Origin of the sequence: Parashewanella tropica (assembly GCF_004358445.1) — a bacterium.
GTDB lineage: Bacteria > Pseudomonadota > Gammaproteobacteria > Enterobacterales > Shewanellaceae > Parashewanella > Parashewanella tropica.
In genome coordinates, this window is record NZ_CP037951.1 from 2,966,541 (window position 1) to 2,990,226 (window position 23,686).

Genomic DNA, 23,686 nt, shown 5'->3' on the forward strand with positions numbered 1-23,686 from the left:
CAATGATAACTGAACAACAATTGCCTCTGTTTGCCAATGGCTTAAACCTGACAGAAAAAGAGTTATTAGCTTGTCAAAATCTGGCTAAGGCATTGCCTAATGTTAACCACAGAGCCAGAGCGGCTTTAGCTGGACATAGAAGCAGTAACATCAAAGGTCGAGGTATGGAATTTGCCGAAGTTCGTCATTATCAACAAGGTGATGATGTTCGAAGTATTGATTGGCGAGTCACGGCTCGAACAGGCAAGCCCCATACAAAGCTGTTTGTCGAAGAGCGTGAGCGCCCTATTCTGTTGTTTGTAGACTTTAGCCATAGTCAATTTTTTGGTTCTCAATTATTACTGCAATCAGTACAAACGGCACATATTGCCGCTACTCTTGGTTGGCAAGCAATACAGCATGGTGATCGACTCGGAGCCTTGGTGGCAACAGAAACAGAACATGTTGAGCTCAAGCCCAAAAGTCGTCGTCATGGGATTTTGCAACTTATCTCAACTCTAAATGAACTTCATCAACATCAACTAGATAACATTGACGATGAAGATTATCAGCCCGATCATGTTTTCAATGCTTGCATGCGCTTAAAACGATTAGCTAAACCCGGTTCATTAGTATGGATTGTTTCAGACGGACAAAACTTTACCCCAGAATGTGTTGCACCACTTACTGAGTTAAAACGTCATTGTGAAGTAAAAGCTTTTTTAGTCACTGACCCTTTAAGAACGGGCGAGCTACCACTTCCCAAACAATTTTCACTGCCTATCAAGCAAGGTAAACATAAAACCGTATTAACACGTCACTCCTACCAAGAGTGGTTAAGTAGCGAACAACAAAAAAGACAACAGTTTCTCTCGATTATGCAGCAAATCCATGTATACCCGAATATCATTGATGCAGGTAAAAAGCTCAGTGAACAACTGGAGCATTTACGCCAATGAATGCCCAAAATCCAGCACTTGCTCAGTTAAAAGATATACATACGCCTGAAGCCATCGGAATTTGGCCGCTGGCTATTGGATATTGGGTTGTTATTGTTGTCGTATTAATGCTGATAGTAATGACTTACTTGCTTATCAAACGATATAAAAAAAATCAGCAAGTCAAAATTGCCGCTTTAGCTGAATTAAACAGCATATCGCAAAGCGATGAAACCTATGCTGTGCAAGTTAATGCCGTCTTAAAACGTGCCGCACTAAGTTATAGAAGCCGAGAAGACATCGCCTCTATTGACGGAAAAAATTGGTATCAATGGCTTGATAAAACCATGCCTAAAAACCAACAAGGTGAAATTGCCGAACTGTTAGATAGACGCTATCAAGCAACGCCTCTATCCGACTCAGAAAAGAAACAGTTGCAGTCATTAGCCATGACTTGGCTTAAACAAAGCTTGCCTCTAAAACAGGAGGCAAAATGTTAACCATTATTTGGCCTTGGATTTGGCTATTATTGCCACTGCCACTCATTTTCAAACGCATTAAACAAAAACAACAAGGTGGACACCTAAAACTGCCAGCAACAGGTAGCATCTCTGGTGTTCAGCAACAAAAAGCTTCACCGTCAAAATACGGCTACTGGCTTTTATGGTTGTTATTTTTAGCTGCCATTTGTCGCCCACAATGGTTAGGCGAACCCATTGAGCTTCCAAGTAAAGGTCGTGACTTAATGGTAGCAGTCGATTTATCAGGCAGTATGCAAATCGAAGACATGGTACTAGATAATCAAACCGTTGATCGCTTTACCATGATCCGCCATGTTGTTAGTGACTTTATTCAACGTCGTAAAGGGGATCGAATTGGTTTAATTTTGTTTGCCGATCACGCCTATTTACAAGCACCTTTAACGCTTGATAGACGCTCAGTCAGCCAGTTTCTAAAAGAAGCACAAATTGGATTAGTGGGTAAACAAACCGCCATAGGTGAAGCGATTGGTTTAGCGGTTAAACGCTTTGATAAAGTAAAAAACAGTAACCGAATTTTGATCTTACTGACTGATGGCTCAAACAATGCTGGCGTATTAGACCCACAACAAGCCGCTGAAATTGCCGCAAAACGAGGCATTACAATTTATACCATTGGCGTAGGTGCGGATGTGCTAGAGCAAAGAACACTCTTTGGTCGCCAACGAGTCAACCCGTCTATGGATCTTGATATCAATGCACTTAAAGCCATTTCAAATACAACCCATGGCAAGTTTTTCCGCGCTCGAAACACTGAAGAATTAGAAAAGATTTACCATGAGATAGACAAGCTAGAACCTATCGCAAGAGATCAACAAACGTATCGTCCACGTTCAGAGCTGTTTTATTACCCACTCGCCATATTGTTATTACTGCACGTGCTCATGTGTCTAAGCCGATTACCTGTATTACAAAATTTACGAAAATCCAAATCAGGAGAACAAAAATGACCTTACATTTTATTCGTCCTGAATGGTTGTTTGCCCTCATTCCACTCGCAGTGGTTTTAGTGTTTCTTTGGCGTCAACAAGGCGGAAATACGGTTTGGAATCGTTATATTTCACCTCATCTTGCCAACTTGCTGATTGATTCTGGCGTACAAAATAATAAAAACTCAGTATTCTTACTCAGCAGTTTTTGGCTGATTTTGGTTCTCGCCTTATCTGGCCCAGCTGTAACCAAAGAAAACTTACCCGTTTTTGCCAGTACACAAGGCAGAGTATTGTTGATGGATATGTCGTTATCCATGTATGCCACAGATTTACCACCAAATAGATTGGCTCAAGAACGTTACAAAGCCATAGATTTAATAAAAGCTCTTAAAGAAGGAGAAACGGGTTTAATCGCATACGCAGGCGATGCTTTCACTATTAGCCCGTTAACCCGAGATAAAGGCACGCTACTCAACTTTTTACCAACGTTATCGCCTGACATTATGCCTGTAGCTGGTTCAAACCTTGCAGCAGGTATTGAGAAGGCTAAGCAACTGCTCACTCAAGGTGGACACGTTAGTGGTGATATTATTGTCTTCACAGACGGCATTAATGAAAAACAACTTCAACAAGCCAAAGCTCAGCTTAATGACCAAAATTTCCGCTTAATTATTCTGGCTTTCGGAAGTCAGCAAGGTGCACCTATTAAGCTTCCTGATGGTCAATTACTCAGAGACAATGCCGATCAAATTGTCGTTGCTAAAACTCGTTATGATTTACTTGAAGAATTGGCTCAAGCAGGTCAAGGAATCACTATCCGCCAGCGAGCTGATAATAATGATATTGAACAGATAACTTCATGGTTGAGTGTTAAAAAACAAGCTAAATTGACCGACCTTGAAGGTGAAACATGGCAAGACTTAGGCCCTTATATCGCTTTATTACTTTTACCTTTTGTACTTATGTTATTTAGAAACGGCGCGACGTTGTTCTCTCTTGTATTGTGCTCTTACCTTTTGATGCCGCAACAAGCCCATGCCCTTGATTGGGATTCCCTCTGGAAAACACAAAACCAACAAGCGCAAGAAGCGTATAACGAGCAAAATTACAAACAAGCTGCCAAACAGTTTAACCAACCTCAATGGCAGCATAGCGCCCAATATAAATCAGGTGATTTTAAGCAAGCATTAAAAGGTTTTGAGCAAGACAATTCGGCAACGGGACTTTACAACCAAGGCAATACTTTAATGCAAATGGGTAATTATGCCGAAGCAGAAAAACGCTACCAACAAGCTTTGAAGCAAAATCCTTCGATGGCTGACGCTAAAGATAATTTGGAGTTAGCCAAAAAACTTCAGAAGCAACAGCAGCAAAATAAACAAAACAGTAGCGGTGACAACAAACAGCAAAACCAAGATAAAAAAGATCAGCAACAACAAAGTGATCAACAAAATCAGAAAAACAGTGACGAACAAAAGTCACAACAAAAGCAAAATCAACAGCAGCAAAACAAGCAGAATCAAAACGCTGAGCAAAAAGATCAAAAATCTGGTCAATCACAGTCAGAAGATAACCAAAACAATAAACCACAGCAACAAAACCAACAAACATCTCAGGACGACCAAGAACAAAAGCAATCTCAGCAGAAGCAGTCTGAAAAGAAACAGGACCAAACTCAGTCTGAAAAAGAAAAACCTGATGAGCAAAAATCAGATCAACAACAGGCTGCAACGGCAGAGCAAAAACAAGGTGAACCTAAACAGGAATTACCTGCAAGTATGCAACGAGTATTAAATGCTTTACCTGATGATCCTCAACTGTTGATCAGAAATAAAATGCAGCTTGAGTATCAAAAACGTCGCCAACAAGGTAGAACAGTAGAAGGACAAGAACAGTGGTAAAACGACTCTTAACATTATTTTTTCTATTGCTCAGTACGTCATTTTCAGCATTGGCGGTTACCAAGATAGAATCGTCAGTAGATAGAAACCCTGTCGTTGAAGGCGAATACTTTATTTTAAATATCACTGCTGATGATGAACTCGACGGTAATACTCTCAATACCTCTGCCCTACTTAAGGACTTTATTGTCGGTCGAACTAGCGTGAGTCGCAGTACTCAAATCATCAACTTTGATGCTAAGCGTGAAACCCGCTGGCAGATTTTATTGGCCCCTAAGCACAAAGGCATTGTAAGAATTCCAAGCTTTGAAATCGACAATGTAAAGTCGAATGAAATCGCTCTACAAGTGGTAACCGATAAAAATGCCCAACAAAAAAATAAAGACGTTTACATCACTACCTCACTAAATCATCAACAAGGGTATGTGGGTCAATTATTGCTGTATACCATGAAACTTTATCTTGCCGTTGATCTTCAACGTGGCGCACTGAATGCTCCAAACATAAATGACGCGCAAGTTAAGCAAATTGGTAACGACAAAGATGATACAGAAATTGTCAATGGACGTCGTTTTAGAGTAATTGAGAGAACCTATGGCATCATTCCAGATAAAGCAGGTAAGCTAGAAATTACTGGCGCTGGCTTTAACGGTGATGTATTAACCAATACTCAACCTAGCCGAGGCTTATTTGGATTTAATGAAAGCCGCCCTGTTCTCTTAAATGCAAAACCACAAACCATTCAAATTTTGCCTAAACCAGCTGATTATCATGGCAACTGGTTAGTTTCTGATTTGGTTGTGCTGAAAGACACGTGGCCAGAGAATAAGTCAGAATTTGACGTTGGTTCGCCTATCACTCGAACCATCAAAATCTTAGCGTCAAATACTGACGATACCAGTGTTCCAGATTTCAGTTTAAATTACCCTAATGAGCTAAAAAATTACCCAGAAAAACCCGTACGTAAAACTTATGTACGAGGCAATTCTATGGTGGCAGAGGTAAGCCAAACTATTGCAATCGTTCCAACCAAACCCGGAACTTTTACTTTACCTGAAGTTAGAGTTCCATGGTGGAACCCAGTAAAACGCAAGCAAGAGTTTGCAATGTTACCAGCTAGAACTATAAAAGTTGTTGGCTCAGTACCGGCAATCACTGACGCTCCTGCTGTTGTTACGCCTCCTATAGCAGGAACACCAACGACACAATCGGTATCTGCTGGCTACTGGCCTTGGGCCACTCTTGCTTTTGCTGTGCTTTGGTTCTTTTCTACCTTTATGTGGTGGCGTCAAAGTCGCAAACCGGTTGAACAAGTCGCGACAAATACTAGAGTATCTACTCGCTGGTCTGATATCTCCATAAATCAGCTAGAACAAGCTTTAGCAAGCAAAGAGTATGGTAAAGTGCTCACTCTGATCCAGCAGTACGTCAGTCAACACCAAGGAACGGCTTTGAACTTGTCGCAAGTCTCTCAAGCTTCAAAACAGCTTCAACAAGTAATAGAGCAATTACAATCAGCTCAATACGGTAAAGGTCAGTGCCAACTAACGGCAAAAACTCTAAGGGATGCAATTGAGTCTTTAAACGTGTCGAATTCGAATAAGAATGACAACCAGTTAACGCCATTAAATCCTTAATTACAATGGAGTATGGCGACAGCCCGATAAGAATGTAAAAAATGTTGAAACATTTTCGAAATAAAAAGGCGGACAGTACGGTCTCTATAGACATGATTACTAAACAACGCCGTTACGAGAGCCTAGTTCGTGCCCTAAACACCGACATATACCGTTATGCGTATTGGTTGTGCGGGGACAAACATATTGCCGAAGACGTAACTCAAGAAACCTTTTTACGCGCATGGAAGGCTTTAGACTCCCTAAAGGATGACAAAGCGGCCAAGGCTTGGTTGATCACGATTTTACGCCGTGAGAACGCTCGTCGGTTTGAACGCAAACAATTTGATTATGCCGATATTGAGCAAGATCACCTTGAAGATGTGTTTTCAGGCTCAAATGAGCAACATGCTGAGCAACACTTGTTAAGAAGACAAATCGGTAGTTTAGAGTTGGAGTACCGTGAACCTCTATTACTGCAAGTTATTGGCGGTTTTACTGGTGATGAAATCGCCAGCATTCTTGATTTAAATCGCAATACTGTAATGACTCGACTCTTTAGGGCGCGTAATCAGTTGAAAGAAGCTATTGAAAAAACAGAAAAAAGGGGGCTATCGCATGGATGAGCTAGAATTTCGCCGTAAAGCTTATGCTGAACCGCATAGTCAAGACGAATCTTTTTTAGAAGCTGCAAATGCAGATTCGACCAAACATGATTTTCTTAATGATTTAAAGTCATTAGACAACAAAATTGCTGACGCATTAAACGTGTCAACACCAGAAGGTATGACTGAACGCTTAATACTACGTCAGCAGTTAAAGCATCACCAAAAAGTTAAACGTACTACGAGCTTCTTGGTATCAATGGCTGCTTCAGTTGCATTTGTGGCAGGCGTAACCTTTACTATGCTTCGCACTGGTGAGATAGATTTATCTAGCTATGCGATTGCACACCAACATCACGCGCCAGCGAGCTTTTCGACAGAAAATGACATTGGTTTTGCCAAAATTAATCATGAACTCGATGGTATAAAAGGGTTGAAAGGCGCACACTTCACCAAACAGCCCGGACAAGTGGTATTTTCTAAATATTGCGACTTCCAAGGCATTAAAGGTATGCACCTTGTAATGCAAAATAAGGATGGTGGACAAGTGACTGTCTTTATTATTCCGAATGAAGACAGAATGATTGCCAAGTCTAATTTTGCTAAAGATGGATATGAAGGCATGACCTTTGAGCAAAATGGTAATTACATGATTTTGGTTGGTAAAGAGCAACAAGACTTGAACTATGCCAAGAAAGAGATCAAAGATACCTTTATTTAACGCGTAACAACTTCGTATAATGCACCTATTGTTGCAAGTATTAAATTGTTATGACTGATTTCGAAAGTATAAATAAGCTCACAAGCCAATCCTTTAAACAGCAAAAAGGATTAATAAAACGAGTACTAAATGGTAAACCCAGTCAGTGTGCTGAATGCAAGCAACCTTTAGAACTCGTTTTACCTGAAGACCAAAAAGCAAAAAGCTCGGGCATTTATTGCAAAAAAGGCTGCACTGACATCGAGTTAGAACTCGATGCCGTTAATAAATAGTTCTGTCTAGTTACTTTTTTAAGACTTCTTCACATATTGAGTCAGGATGACAATACGAGTACCGTTGACTCGTCCTTCAATATGTTCAGGGTTGTTGGTTAAAGAGATATTACGTACTGATGTACCACGCTTGGCAACAAAACTGGTACCTTTTACGTTCAAGTCTTTAATCACAACTACCGTATCACCCGCATTTAATACTGCGCCATTACAATCCACATGCTTGATATCATCGTCATCTTCAGATGCTTCCTCATCAACCCATGCTTGTAGTTCTTCATCGAGGTACAGCATATCCTTCAAATCTTGAGCCCACGTTTCACTACTTAGACGATTAAGCATTCTTGCTGACATCACTTGAACCGCTGGTATTGTGCTCCACATGCTGTCATTTAAGCAGCGCAGGTGATTAACGTCAAAACCTTCTGTTCTGGCTACTTGTTCGGAACAAACAGAACAAAGCGCGATTTCAGTATCTGACTGAGCACTTGAAGATACATCAAACACTGACAATTCACTTTCCGAACTACACAACTCACACTTACCACCACAACGAGTGGTTAACTCTTTTGATAACGTCATTGAAACTATTCACATCAAACTTAAAGATGTGGCGATGCTATCACTTTTCGAGCTTTGAAAATAGCTTATAGCTAACAGTTCAAAGGGTTCGTACATTCATGTACTTCTATTAAAAATAATTAACCAATCATGTTAGGTTTATTTGATATAACTAACTGAAATTTAACATAGTAAAATAGTTAATATGTCTCATGATCTTGCTGTACAAACGCTAACAACCCCAGTAACCCAGTTGTTCCCAGAGCCTGCTAATGAAAGGGTTGAGATAGATTTGCCAAATCGAACAGTTGATGAATATGTACTGGTAGAAGAAGTCCCTTTTATTCCTCCAGCCCTATATGGTCGATTCATTCAAGTTATAGATAAACAAATAACTAATACAGACGACAACACAGAACTAAAAGCATTATTAGAAGATGTACAAGATGCGGCTTCAAATATTTCGGCTTTAGCTTACACCTACGTTCACGGTCCAAGTAGTTACGAAGCACTACCTCAACAACCTCACAGTATCGCTTCCGCAGAAGTTCAAACAACACAGGCATCGGAAAGTTCTTTAGAGACTAAAACGACAATGCAAGCTGAAACAGCCACATCAGAAGAGCACTTAGTCGTTGAGGAATCAGAGAAAGCACCAGTAGAAGTACAAAGTGAGGAAATATTTGCACAACAAACAACTACTGAGCAACCCTCTCTAGACGAAGCTAAAGCCGATGTAAAAAGTAAAAAACAAATAACATGGATTAAAGAAGATTTTGTGACAAGCCAGCGCCTCAGTAATAATCAACAAATCATAAGTAGCCTAGTTGCCCAACTAGGGAAAAGAAAACTGACTAAAGCACAAATACATCAATTAATTTTACAGTTAAATCCAAATTATAAAAGCTTGCTTCCTAAAGTTGAGTTTAATTACCATCGTTTGCTTCACACCCTAAATTCGAAAGACTGTACTAAATTTACCGAGGAGCAAACCCAACTACTTAACTTAGCTATCGATTGTTTTATTTATGCCAATGAATTACCCAATAATTTCAACAAAAGATGGCAATTGAGGCATTTAATGGTTAACGAGCTAGGGTTAGAAAGTTTGCCAGGCCAAAGTAGGAGTGTCGCTTGTTATACCACCCCCAAGTTGTTGGTGTTTGGTAATTTAGTTCGATGCTTTATTTCACCATTAGTAGTCAATGAACTATTATCCCGAGAAGATCAAGCCCCAGACACAAAAGCTTCACCTGGAGATACTCAAGCTGAGCAGATTAAAACCTTACCTCCAACTCCCGACAAAATCTTAGTGGCTGATGTCGATGGCCTTATCTTTTTTCAATCAGAGGATTATACCTACTTGATTGCAAATGAACTGGACAAATTAGTTCCCGTAGAACTTTCTGATTTACCTGTGGATGTATCCTTAATTCCATTACAAGATACTTGCGCAATGATCCATCAAGGTATTTTTATTGCAACGAGCTTTACTGAAGCGTTTAATTTCACAAGTGGAACACCATTACAAGCAAAACCGACTTCTTACCAAGACTTCAACGACTCCTGTTGTGAAGTATTAAAGTTACAACCAATTTTATGCCTCAATTTGAGAATTCAATCAGACCAAGCCTTTAAGCAACAAGCACAAAAATGGGTACAAACATGTGAAAGTGAATTGGAGCTTATTGATGGTCTCAGGATCATCAATGACGCTGAAATACGAGTTTTAATATTACAAAAAGCCCTAAGCCTGAATGTGGACCATTCAAACAGTATGCTTTATAAGCATATACGCCCTGGCGACTATCAATATTTATCCACAGATTTCTTGGATAAAATTCCTAAGGTTATCAAGCAAAAAGGACTACGCTGGGCTGCAAGATCTGGAATACTTAATAGTGTAAGAACATTGGATGATTATGGTATTGATTTAAGCTGTGTTGACCCTGATGGCTACACACCATTGCATTGGGCTGCCGCTAGTGGAAATGTTGAAGTGGTGAAATACTTACATGAAAGACAACCAGAAAAACATCGAACATATCCTCACCCCACCCCACTTTATCTAGCAACAGAACATGGTAACTTGGATGTGATAAAATACTTAGTGGGAGCTGATTCTGAACTACTTTACCTTCCTAAATACCATACGTTACCAATCCACCGTGCTTGCCAATTAGGAAAAATCAAAGTAATTCAATTTCTAGTTACTGAACACCCTGAATTACTTGATGTTGCTTCGGAATCCACAGGTTGGCACCCCCTACATTACCTTGCTATGGATGGGAGAACTGATGCAATTAAAGCTATTGAACCACAGCTTACCTATAAAAGATTAACAAAAAGACTTATTTCTTATCCCTTTGACGATACCTCTCCAGCCGGATACGCTAAGGAGAATGGGCATACCGAGTGTTATAAATATTTAGTTGAACAACGAGATAGGCTAAAACCCCCAAGCTGGCTTTATTCACTTGCCCTCAAGTTTCAATAACGTTTTTTTAAGCTCTAACCCATAGGCATAACCCGTTAATTTACCACTCTTTCCAATAATACGATGGCAAGGAACTATGATTGCTATCGGGTTTGCTCCATTGGCAGCACCTACAGCACGAACCGCTTTAGGGCGATTAATTTGTTCAGAAATATCGCTGTAGCTAGCGGTTTCACCAAAAGGAACATTCAATAGTGCTTGCCACACTTGTTTTTGAAAATCGGTTCCTTGTGGTGCAAGAGCTAAATCGAACTCATTTCTAAGCCCGTCAAAGTATTCCTTAAGCTGCACACAAGCCATTTCTATATGATGCTCTGCAGCTTCTATTTCATTTTCACTTGCTTGCATAAATTCAAGTTCGGGATTATTTAATGTTAAATGAGAAATCCCAAAAACATTTGCAGCTAAATAAATCTTACCTATCGATGAATCAACTACTTTATTGACAATAGGTTTAAGCTGCGTTTTTTCGTTTATTTTTTCGAAACTTATCATTTATTTTTCGTCCGTGGTTGCTGATTTTTGAAACTACAGTATGCTGAATCGTTTTCGTACATTTTTTAGGACTTTTATGTTTAAACGATTTGAGTCATGGGTAGATCCGCTACCTATTGAAGGTAATACTCAACCTCCCAAAGGCATCTTAGCTTTTTGCCTTCACCATACCAAGGGCTATCGTTCACAATTAGTGGTTATGTCCATTCTTACAGCCTTTCTTGCGATTTTAGAAGTCTCTCTTTTTGGCTTTATGGGACAGCTCGTCGATTGGTTAGTTACTAAAAACCCTGACACTTTATTGCAAGAAGAAGGAATGAAGCTATTAGGAATGACGCTATTGACGCTGGTCGTCATTCCAGCCTTATCTCTTCTGCATGGACTCATCGTTTATCAAGGATTAATGGGGAACTTCCCTATGTCGATCCGATGGTCTTCTCACAAGCACCTGCTTAAGCAAAGCATCAGTTTTTATCAAAGCGATTATGCCGGGCGTGTCGCCACTAAGGTTATGCAAACCTCCTTAGCGGTTCGTGAGACGGTAATGAAGCTACTGGACGTGCTTGTTTATATTCTGGTGTATTTCACCTCTATGTTGGTGATGATTGCTTCAGCTGATTGGCGTCTAGTGTTACCTATGTTTGTTTGGCTTGGTTGTTACATTGGTATTCAATATTTATTGGTTCCGAAATTAAAAAAAGTTTCTACAGAGCAAGCTGACGCACGTTCTACCATGACAGGCCGAGTGGTCGATAGCTACACAAATATCGCCACCGTAAAGCTGTTTGCTCATACCGAAAATGAAGCTGAATATGCTAAGGATTCAATGGATGGCTTTTTAAAAACCGTATACAAGCAAATGCGCTTAGTCACTAAAATAAATGTGGGCGTACAAACGCTAAATTATGTATTAGCATTCAGCATCGGCGCACTGTCAATTTGGCTTTGGAAAGAAGCCGCGATTACTGTGGGTGCCATAGCCATTGCCGTAAGCTTATCACTCAGGCTTAACGGTATGTCGCAATGGATCATGTGGGAAGTCAGTGCTTTGTTTGAAAATATAGGCACCGTGGCTGACGGCATGAAGACTTTATCGAAGCCGACAGAGGTCGTCGATATCCCGAACGCCCCAGCGCTGAACGTCACCCAAGGGCAAATTGACTTTAACCAAGTACAATTCCATTACGATCAAGAAAAAAGAGTGCTCGACTCCCTTAATTTATCCATCAAGCCTGGTGAAAAAGTTGGATTAGTTGGGCGTTCTGGTGCCGGTAAATCGACCCTTGTAAATCTTTTACTGCGCTTTCATGATATTAAAGAAGGTGAAATTTGCATTGATAACACCGATATCAGCCAAGTAGCTCAAGATTCGCTACGCTCACAAATTGGTATGGTAACGCAAGATACTTCTCTATTACACCGTAGCATTAGAGAGAACATTCTCTATGGGCGACCCGATGCAACTGAAGAGGAATTACTTGAAGCCATTGCTAAAGCACAAGCCGATAGCTTTATCAGCGACCTATCAGATCCTGAAGGTAATCACGGACTGGATGCTTTAGTCGGTGAACGAGGGGTTAAATTGTCTGGCGGACAACGTCAACGTATCGCTATCGCACGAGTACTATTGAAAAATGCGCCTATTTTGGTATTAGATGAAGCAACATCGGCTTTAGATTCAGAAGTCGAAGCCGCAATTCAGCAAAGCTTATATCAATTAATGGAAGGCAAAACGGTTATCGCTATTGCACATCGTCTTTCGACCATTGCAGCAATGGACAGACTTATCGTATTAGATGAAGGAAAAGTGGTTGAACAAGGCACTCACTCTGAACTCATCAAGTCTGGTGGTATTTATGCGCAACTGTGGGCACATCAAACTGGTGGGTTCTTAGGGGTTGACTAGTTAAGAATGTCACAATCGTGAGCACAAGGATGTGCGTTTCTGTTGACGTTTACACAATTGTTCTTTATCCGATAAAAAATCAGATAATCTGAGAAATAAAGATAATTAAATTAAAAAGAAGATTTAGAAAAAAGATACATAAGAATGGGTAAAAGTAATGGCGGAGAAGGAGGGATTCGAACCCTCGATGGGAGATAAAGCCCATACTCCCTTAGCAGGGGAGCGCCTTCGGCCACTCGGCCACCTCTCCGTGGTACTTTTACTTTATGGTACGCGTGAGAGGATTCGAACCTCTGACCGCCTGGTTCGTAGCCAGGTACTCTATCCAGCTGAGCTACACGCGCATCGATAAAAAGTAAGTAAATATGGTACGCGTGAGAGGATTCGAACCTCTGACCGCCTGGTTCGTAGCCAGGTACTCTATCCAGCTGAGCTACACGCGCATCGGTATTTACTAATTTAGATATAAACATGAAATTGAATGGTACGCGTGAGAGGATTCGAACCTCTGACCGCCTGGTTCGTAGCCAGGTACTCTATCCAGCTGAGCTACACGCGCATCGAATTCAAGTTCATATTAGATTTGATGGTACGCGTGAGAGGATTCGAACCTCTGACCGCCTGGTTCGTAGCCAGGTACTCTATCCAGCTGAGCTACACGCGCATCAAAAATATCTAACAAGAAAATGGCGGAGAAGGAGGGATTCGAACCCTCGATGGGAGATAAAGCCCATACTCCCTTAGCAGGGGAGCGCCTTCGGCCACTCGGCCACCTCTCCGTTTTCTTGGCGCACATATTACTGTGTGAAGGAAATAAGTCAAACCCTTTTTATTTATGTCGATCCAACTGCCCTGTTTTTAATCACATTGTCGAAGGGTTATGCTAATCAGTAGTAAATTATGTATGAAAAGTGCCAGTTTAGGTAGGTTTTGATCAGAAACGCTGAGTTTTAATAAATAAAAGATCTAGGGAGGTTTACTTCATAAAGCCCAAAAAAGAAAAGCCAGCTAAAAAGCTGGCCTTCAAAACTGCAAATCCCTATTATCAGAAATTGCCGTTACTATCCTCTGATGAATTTTCTTTCTCAGACTGAATGCGTTGGTAAATTTCTTCACGGTGTACAGAGACTTCTTTTGGCGCGTTAACACCAATACGTACCTGATTACCCTTTACACCTAGTACTGTGACGGTGACTTCATCACCAATCATCAATGTTTCACCAACTCGACGAGTCAAAATCAGCATTCGATCGCTCCTATTTTTCCATTACAGCGTACATCCGGCACATCTCCGATTTCCGCCTATTATAAGGTCAGCTTGGCTTAAATTAATAGTGTTCAATTGAGAAAACGTCATTAAATGGCGATTTGTGGTAAGCAAATGAGCAATTCAATACTCGACTTGATTTTACCGTACAAACAACTGCTAACTATTTAAATAATGCTTATAAAAAGTCGTCCTAAACCTAACATGAATACCCTCTATCCCCAAGATATCCGCTCAAGCATTCTGATTTTCAGCAACTTTATGTTCAGGTTCAGCATATTAAAGCTGTATTTGAACAAGCGGTCCACTGAGCTCTCATTAACCATTGAAGTCTCTTTTTAACCCCTAATCCCTCACTTGGTTCAGTAAGATATAAGACCTGACTTCTAACGGCTTTCTTCTTAATTTTATATCTTCAAAAATAATGCGCCTTTAAAAGCGCATTATTTATTGTTTATAAGAAGCATTAACAAAGGTTAAATCAAGCGTTCCTCTAACCAAGGTAATACCTTAGTTAGTGCGTTATCTAGGTTTTCTGGTTGACTACCTCCAGCCTGTGCCATGTCAGGGCGACCACCGCCTTTACCACCCACAAAGCCAGCAACCATACCTACAAGTTCACCCGCTTTCACTTTAGCGGTTAGGTCTTTGCTCACACCAGCGATAAGGTTCACCTTAGCGTCACCAGCAATACCTAATACAACTACACCTGTACCTAGTTTGGTTTTTAGTTGATCTTGAAGATCACGAAGCGATTTTGCATCGACACCTTCAAGTTTTTTCACTAATACTTTAATACCGTTTACTTCGACGGCTTCGTTGACTAAATCAGCACTTGCTGCCGAGGCTAACTTACCTTTAAGTTGTGCCACTTCTTTTTCAAGTAACTTAGCTTTATCAAGTTGAGCTTGAAGCTTTGCAACCAATGCATTCGGTTCTGCTTTTAATAAAGCGGCAGCAGAAGATAATGCTTGTTGTTGAGCGTTAACCAATTCAATGGCTGCAGCACCTGTTACCGCTTCAATACGACGAACACCTGCAGCAATGCCTGATTCTTGAGTGATTTTAAATAAGCCAATATCACCCGTGCGGCCAACGTGAGTACCACCACAAAGCTCGATAGAGAAATCCCCCATAGTGACAACACGCACTTCAGAATCATATTTCTCACCAAACAGAGCCATTGCGCCTTTTTCTTTGGCCGTATCAATGTCCATCACTTCTGCTTTAAGCTCATGGTTACGACGAATTTGTTGGTTAACTAAGTTTTCAACTTCAACCAGCTCTTCAGCTTTTACAGCTTCAAAGTGAGAGAAGTCAAAACGCAATTTATCAGGGTCAACCAATGAACCTTTCTGAGTTACATGCGTACCCAATACTTGACGAAGTGCAGCGTGTAATAAGTGAGTCACACTGTGATTCAGTTGAGTACGATGACGACGTTGCTTATTAACTTGAGCCGCTACGCTAACACCCATTTTTACAGAACCAGAAACAAGCTTACCAATATGACCAAAGGCTTGACCGTACTTTTGAGTATCTTTAACTTCAAACTCAAAATCTTCGCCAGTTAGCATGCCACTATCACCAACTTGACCACCAGACTCTGCATAAAATGGCGTTTGCTCCAATACGATAATGGCTTCATCACCAGCTGATAACTCTGAAACTTCTTCACCTTCTTTAAGCAGTTTGATCACACTACTGTTATCAGCCAATAGCTCATAACCTGTAAAATCGGTCGTTTCTTCAAGAGTGATCGCTGATGAGTAATCGGCACTGAATTGACCAGCGGCTTGCGCACGCGCTTTTTGCTTCGCCATTTCAGCTTCAAAACCGGCTTCATCTACATCAATTTCACGCTCACGGCAAACATCAGCGGTTAAATCGACAGGGAAACCATAGGTGTCATAAAGCTTAAATAGGGTTACACCATCTAAAACTTTACCGTCTAACTCATTAAGAGCTGCATCTAAAATATTCAGACCACGCTCAAGAGTACGTGCGAATTGTTCTTCTTCCGCTTGCAGGGCTTTTTCAACAATCGCTTGAACTTCTTTTAATCCATTTGCAGCATCGCCCATCACTTCAATTAAGGTAGGAACGAGCTTGTAGAAGAAAGTATCTGTTGCACCAAGCTTGTTGCCGTGACGAACAGCACGACGAATGATGCGACGTAAAACATAACCGCGACCTTCGTTCGATGGCATTACGCCATCGGCAATCAAAAATGCACAAGAACGAATGTGATCAGCAATGACTCTAAGTGATTTATTTTCGAGATCTTTTGCACCAGTAAGTTCCGCTGCTTTAGCAATTAATTTCTGGAAAATGTCGATGTCGTAGTTTGAGTGACCACCTTGCAAAATGGCAGCAATACGCTCAATCCCCATCCCTGTATCTACAGATGGTTTTGGTAGTGGCTCCATCGTACCGTCTGGTTGACGGTTGTATTGCATGAATACTAGGTTCCAGATCTCAATGAAACGATCACCGTCTTCTTCTGGAGTACCTGGACGACCACCCCAAATGTGTTCACCGTGATCATAAAAGATCTCTGTACATGGACCACAAGGACCAGTGTCACCCATTTGCCAGAAGTTGTCAGAAGCGTATTGAGCACCTTTGTTATCGCCAATGCGAATAATGCTATCTTCAGGTACACCAACTTTATCACGCCAAATACTGAATGCTTCATCATCAGTTTCATAAACCGTAACGCAAAGCTTTTCTTTTGGAAGCTTTAACTCTTCAGTTAAAAACGTCCAAGCAAAATTGATGGCATCTTCTTTAAAGTAATCACCAAAACTGAAGTTACCCAGCATTTCAAAAAAGGTATGGTGACGAGCGGTGTAACCAACATTATCCAAATCGTTGTGTTTACCACCAGCACGTACACATCGCTGTGATGTAGTGGCACGAGTATAAGAACGCTTCTCTTGCCCTAAAAACAAATCTTTGAACTGGTTCATACCAGCATTGGTAAACAATAATGTTGGATCGTTGTGCGGAACCAACGAACTGCTATCGACAATTTGGTGACCATTGCGACCAAAAAACTCTAAAAACGCGGTTCTAAGCGCGGCAGTGGTTTGATACATGAACTCGTCCTGAAATTGGAAAGATTAAATCAGCAAGCGACAACGTTTTTGTTCTATTCGCTTTTGCCCACAGTGAAATGCGGTGATTATATACTGATAACCACCGGAAATACATGTTATAAAAGGTTTGAATTAAAAAATAAGCAACTGCTTAATAAAGAGCTTAAAATGGGCTTTAAATCAATTTCGATATACTCATTGATTAGGGTGTGTTTAGAGAAAATAATCAAAGTGAATTAATCGTCTTCACTCACATGCAAGGCATAATTGGCTTGTTCGTAATCGAATCCTTGTCCCAATAAAAAGCGAATACGTTTAGCTTTCTCGTTGTAACCTGCTGCCGGTTTTCCCGCATACTTTTTCATTGCTTTTTCTTTGGCAAGTTCAAACCAGTCACAATCTGAATTTTCTATCGCTTGTGATATGACTTCAGAAGATAGCCCTTTAAGTGACATGGCTTGGCGAATTCGAATTACACCATGACCTTTATAGATATGACTTCTCAGCAATGATTCTGCATAACGAGAATCATTAAGGTAGCCACTAGCTTCACATTCATCGAGGGCAATCTCGATATCTGTAAGCTCGAAGTCTTTTTTGACGAGTTTATCGTGGATTTGTTTGCGGGAATAATCACGGCCAGCTAATAAGCTGACCGCGTAGGATTTGGCTGTTGGTGTGTTAGACACTGGTTTAGAATACTTCGCCAGTTTCTAAATCAACGTTTTCTTCACCTTCAGCAGCTTGATTAGCTTCTGCTTTACCTAGAAGAAGAGCACGAAGTTGCTGATCGATCTCTTGTGCAACAGCAGGGTTTTCAATCATAAACTTACCTGCATTTGCACGACCTTGACCAATCTTGTCACCTTTATAACTGTACCAAGCGCCAGCCTTTTCGATGATCTTATGTTGAACACCTAGGTCAACTAACTCACCATTGCTGTTGATACCTTGTCCATAAAGGATTTGGAAATCAGCTTGCTTAAATGGTGCGGCAATCTTGTTCTTAACCACTTTAACGCGGGTTTCGTTACCAACAACTTGGTCGCCTTCTTTAATCGCACCAGTACGACGGATATCTAAACGAACAGAAGCGTAGAATTTAAGTGCGTTACCACCAGTTGTGGTTTCTGGGTTACCAAACATTACACCAATCTTCATACGGATCTGGTTAATGAAGATAAGTAACGTGTTAGACTGCTTTAGGTTACCCGCAAGCTTACGCATAGCTTGGCTCATCATACGAGCCGCTAAGCCCATGTGTGAATCACCGATTTCGCCTTCAATTTCAGCTTTTGGAGTAAGAGCCGCAACCGAGTCAACAATGATGACATCTACCGCACCAGAGCGAGTTAATGCATCACAAATTTCAAGTGCTTGCTCACCAGTATCTGGTTGTGAACACAGTAGGTTATCAATATCTACGCCTAGGTTTTTAGCGTAACCAGGATCAAGCGCGTGCTCGGCATCAATAAAGGCACAGGTCTTACCTTGTTTTTGCGCTGCTGCGATAACTTCAAGGGTCAAAGTCGTTTTACCAGAAGATTCAGGACCGTAGATCTCAACGATACGTCCCATTGGTAAACCACCCGCACCCAATGCGGCATCCAATGACAGCGAACCAGTAGAAATGGTTTCTACATCCATTGAGCGGTCTTCGCCCAAACGCATGATAGAACCTTTACCAAATTGCTTTTCAATTTGTCCCAATACTGCGCTCAGTGCTTTTTCTTTGTTTGCATCTGCTGCCATTGTTGTTCCCTCGTGGATATGTAACTCAATTCGATTTAATTGTCAGTTAGTATACTGTACAATCATACAGTATCAAGTGTTATTGAAAATAATTTTTAACTTCTTATCGGATCACGAATTTAATTCTTGCTAATATAGCCGTCAAAGATTTTTATTGAGATAGGGCTTTTCTCTTTCCCATGAATGCCGAACTAGCAAACTTAGACAGCCACACGCCAATGATGCGTCAATACCTTACGATGAAAGCTCAACATGCTGATATGTTGCTGTTTTATCGAATGGGGGATTTTTACGAACTTTTTTATGATGACGCTAAACGTGCCGCTGAGTTATTGGGGATTTCACTTACTGCACGCGGCAAAAGCGGTGGCAATCCTATCCCAATGGCAGGTATACCTTATCATTCAGTTGAGGGCTATCTGGCAAAATTAGTTCAATTAGGTGAATCTGCTGCAATCTGTGAGCAAGTGGGCGATCCAGCGACATCAAAAGGTCCTGTTGAGCGTAAAGTAGTACGTATTATCACTCCGGGCACTCTTACTGATGAAGCTTTGCTACAAGAGCACAAAGATAACTTATTAGCTGCGGTTTATGGTCGACAAAATCTATTCGGTTACGCCACATTAGATGTTGCTTCAGGTCGATTTGTCGTTAGCGAACTCAACTCATTAGAAGCGTTAGAAGCTGAGCTACAACGTACTAATCCTGCTGAATTACTGTATAGCGAAGATTTCTCAGAGTTGACCTTAATTGGCTCAATTAAAGGTAGCCGTCGTCGCCCAGAATGGGAATTTGATTACGACACTGGCATGAAAATGCTGCTTGAACAATTTGGTACTAAAGATCTGCGTGGCTTTGGCATTGGCGATGCCCGATTATCATTACAAGCCGCAGGTTGTTTGATGCAGTATGTTAAAGACACTCAACGTGCCGCCCTGCCCCACATTAATGCCATTACTCGTTTTAATCAAAACGACAGTATTGTACTGGATGCAGCTACTCGTAAAAACTTAGAACTGACTCAAAACCTATCAGGTGGGTTTGATAATACCTTAGCGTCAGTGCTCGACAGTACGGCTACGCCGATGGGCAGTCGAATGTTGCAACGCTGGATCCACCAGCCATTGACCAATCATGCTCACATTCAAGCTCGTCACCAAGCCGTATCCGAACTAATCGATGCCAATTTATATGATGAGCTACACGACTTTCTAAAAGGGTTAGGGGATGTTGAACGAATCATTGCCAGATTAGCACTTCGAACCGCAAGACCAAGAGATTTTGCACGACTTCGCCAAGCACTGGAAGTGTTACCTGAAATTCAAAATTTGATGTCAGATGCAGAGTCAGCGCATCTACAACTATTAACTCGACTATTGGGCGAGTTTCCAGCAGAACTAGAGTTACTGCAAAACGCCATTGTAGATAACCCGCCAATGCTGATCCGCGATGGTGGCGTCATCAAAGAAGGCTATAACGCAGAGCTTGATGAGTGGCGTCAACTGAGTGATGGTGCTACGAGTTACCTAGAACAAATGGAACTTCGTGAACGCGAGCAAACCGGTATTCCAACCCTAAAAGTGGGCTACAACCGTGTGCATGGCTATTACATTGAAGTGAGTAAAGCCCAGTCAGCCAATGTTCCGCTGTCTTATCAACGCAGACAAACCCTTAAAAATACTGAAAGATACATTACTCCTGAGCTGAAAGAGCACGAAGAAAAAGTCCTTTCTAGCCAAGGAAAAGCGCTTGCACTTGAAAAACAGTTATGGGAACAACTATTTGATTTGCTGATGCCACAACTGGCACCTTTACAGCAGTTTGCTAAATCCGCTGCTGAGCTTGATGTGCTAAGTTGTTTTGCTGAGCGTGCTGAAATGCAAAATTACACTTGCCCAGAACTTACAAGCGTTACTGGTATTCATATTGATGCAGGGCGTCACCCTGTGGTTGAGTATGTCAGTGATGTCCCTTTTATCGCTAATCCTGTTGAGCTAAACAACCAGCGCCGTATGTTGATGGTCACAGGTCCAAACATGGGCGGTAAATCAACTTATATGCGCCAAACGGCATTAATCACTTTAATGGCTCATATTGGTTGTTTTGTTCCAGCTGAAAAAGCGGTTATTGGACCGATTGATCGCATCTTTACTCGTATTGGAGCATCAGACGATCTCGCCTCAGGTCGTTCAACCTTTATGGTAGAAATGACCGAAACCGCCAACATTCTTCATAATGCCACGCAAAACTCTTTGGTATTGATGGATGAAATTGGCCGTGGAACCTCAACCTATGATGGTCTATCCCTCGCTTGGGCAGCCGCTGAATATCTTGCCACTAAACTACAAGCGTTAACGCTTTTTGCTACCCATTACTTTGAATTAACTCAGTTACCTGAAACACTTTCTTCTGTAGCGAATGTTCACCTAGATGCTGTAGAGCATGGTGACACCATCGCCTTTATGCATGCCGTACAAGAAGGCGCAGCGAGTAAGAGTTATGGTCTACAAGTTGCAGCTTTAGCAGGTGTGCCTAATCATGTGATCAAAGCTGCTAAGCAGAAGTTACACTTGCTGGAAAGCCGTGATCACGATGTGACTTCGCCGACTCAACAAGATTTGAATTTAAGTTTTAACGCTGGTATTTCGCCTGAATTAGAAGAAATTGAGGCGTTACTTAATCAGGTTTGCCCCGACGATTTAACGCCTAAACAGGCATTGGAGTTTGTTTATCGGTTGAAAAAGGTTATTTCGTAAGTTTTGGCTTACCAGCCGATTTCGTAGAAAGAGTTTCTTCGAAACTCTAGAAAGTCGTGAGTTTACCACCCACACCCGTGAAAAAGGGGGATCACCAGCAATCCCCCTCTTCCATCTCCCCGTGCCGCCCCACGAAGCTAAACGTTTCAGTGATAATTGAATAAATGGCTAACGCCTCTGATGGTACATCCATGTACCCCAGAGCCTACCTCGACATCCATGTCGAGGTTACGCCATTTTGATATTCAATTATCACTTCAACAGCTTCAAGGGGACTAAGGGTATCTCTTCGATTTGAGGGGATTGAGACTTTAGCATTTCACCATTTTAGTATATTTCTGCATTTGAAACCTAATTTACTAACTCATGAAGATAAGTATATATCTACTAAAATAGAAGAACTGTACCTTTATTAATTTTCCTATTAAATACTTTTTTTATTTGAAACCATACTTACGAAATGATGTAAGAGCTTGGTAAACCCCATATCCTATTGATATTCTGCCGAGAAGATCGAAAATAAAACTCCAACCACTTGGAGAAAAATTATCCATATAAGAAATTTTGTGTGCTGGATTTATAAACTCAATAAAATACCTGAACGTCATCGAATGAACTTCTATGAATTGTTCTATACCTTTCCATTCGAATGAATAATATGGCTCATCAAGGCAAAGTAGGAATAATGTAAAAAAGATAAAGCCTGATAACAGTGTAAAGCATATTGCTCGTAGCCAACTTAATCCATGATTATTAGAAATCCTATTCATGAATATAACAAAAAGCTCTGAGTATTTTCCTTTACTTGAACAGAGTTCAGATTCTAGCGCAATCATTTCTTTTTGATAAAAATCTACAGCAGCAATTTTATCATTATATTTGTGCGCTTGATCCTTTAAGATTCGCATTGCCTCTCTAGCGCCAGCTTTTATATGCACATCTGTGAAAGATAGTGCTTTTTCAAATGTAACATTTTTGATATTAATATATTCAATTTCAGCTTTACTAAAATCTAGATAATGGCTTAGATTTGACTCAAATATGCCAAAGCTATCATATTTACCTTGAGTAAAAATCAAAGGTCCAAAATTTGAAACCCCAGTCAAATGAAAACTTTCTTTGAATACACCATTAACGAAACTTGTATATGAGTTGAAAACAACTCCCCTAGCCCAAAAACCTTTCTCACAAACCACTCCAAAAATAAATCGTTTTTTAAAAGTACATTTTGCAATCTGCACACAATTTTCGATACGACCACCTTGCAATATAAAGTCATCTTCGAACGTAATGTTTGATAAAGTCAGATCTTTAAAATGTTCAATTTTTATTGATATACTACACATGACGTGAAATTCTATATCATCTTTTTCAGTAATATAGATCCCACCTTTTTTCTCTGTAAGCTTTATAAAAGCTTCTGTAGACTCAATTTTGTGCTTTATCATACCCATAACTCGATATCTGCTTATTTTAATTCTGCGAATTCGCATTTACTCTGTCATTTATCAAAGTAAAACTCGCCAATAACAGTATGTTTTATAATCAAATTTTGATGCTATCGTATATTTTAGATTCTAGCAAAATGAAATGTTTTCATTCTGCACTTTATAAACAAATTTATGATTATTGTTTTACTATTAATCAATACTTTTCATGAGTTAAGTGTTCATAGATTAAACTAACAAATCCCGAGTACTTAAAAACAAAAATCAAAGTAAATACTCCAACAAATTGGGGGCATAAATAAGCATTAACTGCTCCAAATATCCTTGCAGCCTAAATGATTTCCCCCTCGGAGTTGTTGAGGTAATGATTGAATATAAAATGCTGTAAGCTCAACATGGA

18 protein-coding genes and 6 tRNA genes are annotated in these 23,686 nt (G+C 40.6%); 11 read left to right on the top strand and 13 right to left on the bottom strand.

Annotated features, from left to right (window positions below):
* Positions 1 to 2: 2 nt before the first annotated feature.
* The 8 genes from E2H97_RS12980 to E2H97_RS13015 are packed head-to-tail and all read left to right on the top strand — an operon-like array spanning position 3 to position 7,503.
* Positions 3 to 938, top strand: coding sequence for a DUF58 domain-containing protein (locus E2H97_RS12980; protein ID WP_133407527.1), 936 nt, complete (start codon positions 3 to 5; stop codon positions 936 to 938).
* A complete protein-coding gene (locus E2H97_RS12985) occupies positions 935 to 1,417 on the top strand; it encodes a DUF4381 domain-containing protein (protein WP_133407528.1) in 483 nt (160 codons plus the stop codon). Before E2H97_RS12980 ends, E2H97_RS12985 begins: the two co-directional genes overlap by 4 nt.
* A complete protein-coding gene (locus tag E2H97_RS12990) occupies positions 1,411 to 2,406 on the top strand; it encodes a vWA domain-containing protein (RefSeq protein ID WP_133407529.1) in 996 nt (331 codons plus the stop codon). Before E2H97_RS12985 ends, E2H97_RS12990 begins: the two co-directional genes overlap by 7 nt.
* Positions 2,403 to 4,289: a VWA domain-containing protein gene (locus E2H97_RS12995; RefSeq protein WP_133407530.1), complete on the top strand. Its 1,887-nt coding sequence runs from the start codon at positions 2,403 to 2,405 to the stop codon at positions 4,287 to 4,289. Before E2H97_RS12990 ends, E2H97_RS12995 begins: the two co-directional genes overlap by 4 nt.
* A complete protein-coding gene (locus E2H97_RS13000; protein ID WP_133407531.1) occupies positions 4,283 to 5,926 on the top strand; it encodes a BatD family protein in 1,644 nt (547 codons plus the stop codon). The genes E2H97_RS12995 and E2H97_RS13000 overlap by 7 nt, the downstream gene beginning before the upstream one ends.
* Before the next feature lie 41 nt (positions 5,927 to 5,967).
* Complete coding sequence (locus E2H97_RS13005; protein ID WP_133407532.1) at positions 5,968 to 6,531, top strand: sigma-70 family RNA polymerase sigma factor; 564 nt, start codon at positions 5,968 to 5,970, stop codon at positions 6,529 to 6,531.
* On the top strand, positions 6,524 to 7,231 hold the full coding sequence (locus E2H97_RS13010) for a DUF3379 family protein (protein ID WP_133407533.1): 708 nt from the start codon (positions 6,524 to 6,526) through the stop codon (positions 7,229 to 7,231). Before E2H97_RS13005 ends, E2H97_RS13010 begins: the two co-directional genes overlap by 8 nt.
* A gap of 50 nt (positions 7,232 to 7,281) precedes the next feature.
* Positions 7,282 to 7,503 carry a hypothetical protein gene (locus E2H97_RS13015; protein ID WP_133407534.1) on the top strand — a complete coding sequence of 74 codons (222 nt, stop codon included), beginning with the start codon at positions 7,282 to 7,284 and terminating at the stop codon, positions 7,501 to 7,503.
* 18 nt (positions 7,504 to 7,521) lie between these two features.
* Here E2H97_RS13015 and E2H97_RS13020 read toward each other — a convergent pair whose 3' ends face one another.
* Entirely contained in the window at positions 7,522 to 8,085 is a 564-nt protein-coding gene (locus E2H97_RS13020) for a PhnA domain-containing protein (RefSeq protein ID WP_133407535.1), read from the bottom strand.
* Between the two features lie 184 nt (positions 8,086 to 8,269).
* Here E2H97_RS13020 and E2H97_RS13025 point away from each other — a divergent pair, with 184 nt between their 5' ends.
* The gene (locus E2H97_RS13025; RefSeq protein ID WP_133407536.1) at positions 8,270 to 10,561 is read left to right on the top strand and encodes an ankyrin repeat domain-containing protein; all 2,292 of its coding nucleotides are present in this window, start codon (positions 8,270 to 8,272) and stop codon (positions 10,559 to 10,561) included.
* Here E2H97_RS13025 and E2H97_RS13030 read toward each other — a convergent pair.
* Positions 10,538 to 11,056: a methylated-DNA--[protein]-cysteine S-methyltransferase gene (locus tag E2H97_RS13030; RefSeq protein ID WP_133407537.1), complete on the bottom strand. Its 519-nt coding sequence runs from the start codon at positions 11,054 to 11,056 to the stop codon at positions 10,538 to 10,540. The two genes, E2H97_RS13025 and E2H97_RS13030, sit on opposite strands and share 24 nt — an antisense overlap.
* Before the next feature lie 76 nt (positions 11,057 to 11,132).
* Between E2H97_RS13030 and E2H97_RS13035 the strand changes: the two genes are divergently transcribed.
* Positions 11,133 to 12,962 (top strand): ABC transporter ATP-binding protein, encoded by a 1,830-nt coding sequence (locus E2H97_RS13035; RefSeq protein ID WP_133407538.1) that lies wholly within the window; start codon positions 11,133 to 11,135, stop codon positions 12,960 to 12,962.
* Between the two features lie 158 nt (positions 12,963 to 13,120).
* Here the strand turns inward: E2H97_RS13035 and E2H97_RS13040 are convergent.
* The 10 genes from E2H97_RS13040 to recA form a co-directional block, all read right to left on the bottom strand.
* Positions 13,121 to 13,212: transfer RNA gene (locus E2H97_RS13040), tRNA-Ser, on the bottom strand.
* Between the two features lie 17 nt (positions 13,213 to 13,229).
* Positions 13,230 to 13,306: transfer RNA gene (locus E2H97_RS13045), tRNA-Arg, on the bottom strand.
* A gap of 22 nt (positions 13,307 to 13,328) precedes the next feature.
* Positions 13,329 to 13,405 (bottom strand) — tRNA-Arg (locus E2H97_RS13050).
* A gap of 39 nt (positions 13,406 to 13,444) precedes the next feature.
* A tRNA-Arg gene (locus E2H97_RS13055) sits at positions 13,445 to 13,521 on the bottom strand.
* 28 nt (positions 13,522 to 13,549) lie between these two features.
* A tRNA-Arg gene (locus E2H97_RS13060) sits at positions 13,550 to 13,626 on the bottom strand.
* A 23-nt stretch (positions 13,627 to 13,649) separates the two neighbouring features.
* Positions 13,650 to 13,741, bottom strand: a tRNA-Ser gene (locus tag E2H97_RS13065).
* A gap of 266 nt (positions 13,742 to 14,007) precedes the next feature.
* A complete protein-coding gene (gene csrA / locus E2H97_RS13070) occupies positions 14,008 to 14,208 on the bottom strand; it encodes a carbon storage regulator CsrA (protein WP_121838400.1) in 201 nt (66 codons plus the stop codon).
* 497 nt (positions 14,209 to 14,705) lie between these two features.
* Complete coding sequence (gene alaS, locus E2H97_RS13075; protein WP_133407539.1) at positions 14,706 to 17,330, bottom strand: alanine--tRNA ligase; 2,625 nt, start codon at positions 17,328 to 17,330, stop codon at positions 14,706 to 14,708.
* A 236-nt stretch (positions 17,331 to 17,566) separates the two neighbouring features.
* Positions 17,567 to 18,019 carry a regulatory protein RecX gene (locus tag E2H97_RS13080; protein WP_425466790.1) on the bottom strand — a complete coding sequence of 151 codons (453 nt, stop codon included), beginning with the start codon at positions 18,017 to 18,019 and terminating at the stop codon, positions 17,567 to 17,569.
* A gap of 4 nt (positions 18,020 to 18,023) precedes the next feature.
* Positions 18,024 to 19,082 carry a recombinase RecA gene (recA, locus tag E2H97_RS13085; protein ID WP_133407540.1) on the bottom strand — a complete coding sequence of 353 codons (1,059 nt, stop codon included), beginning with the start codon at positions 19,080 to 19,082 and terminating at the stop codon, positions 18,024 to 18,026.
* A gap of 179 nt (positions 19,083 to 19,261) precedes the next feature.
* Between recA and mutS the strand changes: the two genes are divergently transcribed.
* On the top strand, positions 19,262 to 21,838 hold the full coding sequence (mutS, locus tag E2H97_RS13090; RefSeq protein WP_133407541.1) for a DNA mismatch repair protein MutS: 2,577 nt from the start codon (positions 19,262 to 19,264) through the stop codon (positions 21,836 to 21,838).
* A 437-nt stretch (positions 21,839 to 22,275) separates the two neighbouring features.
* Here mutS and E2H97_RS13095 read toward each other — a convergent pair whose 3' ends face one another.
* A complete protein-coding gene (locus E2H97_RS13095; protein WP_133407542.1) occupies positions 22,276 to 23,292 on the bottom strand; it encodes a hypothetical protein in 1,017 nt (338 codons plus the stop codon).
* Positions 23,293 to 23,686 lie beyond the last annotated feature (394 nt).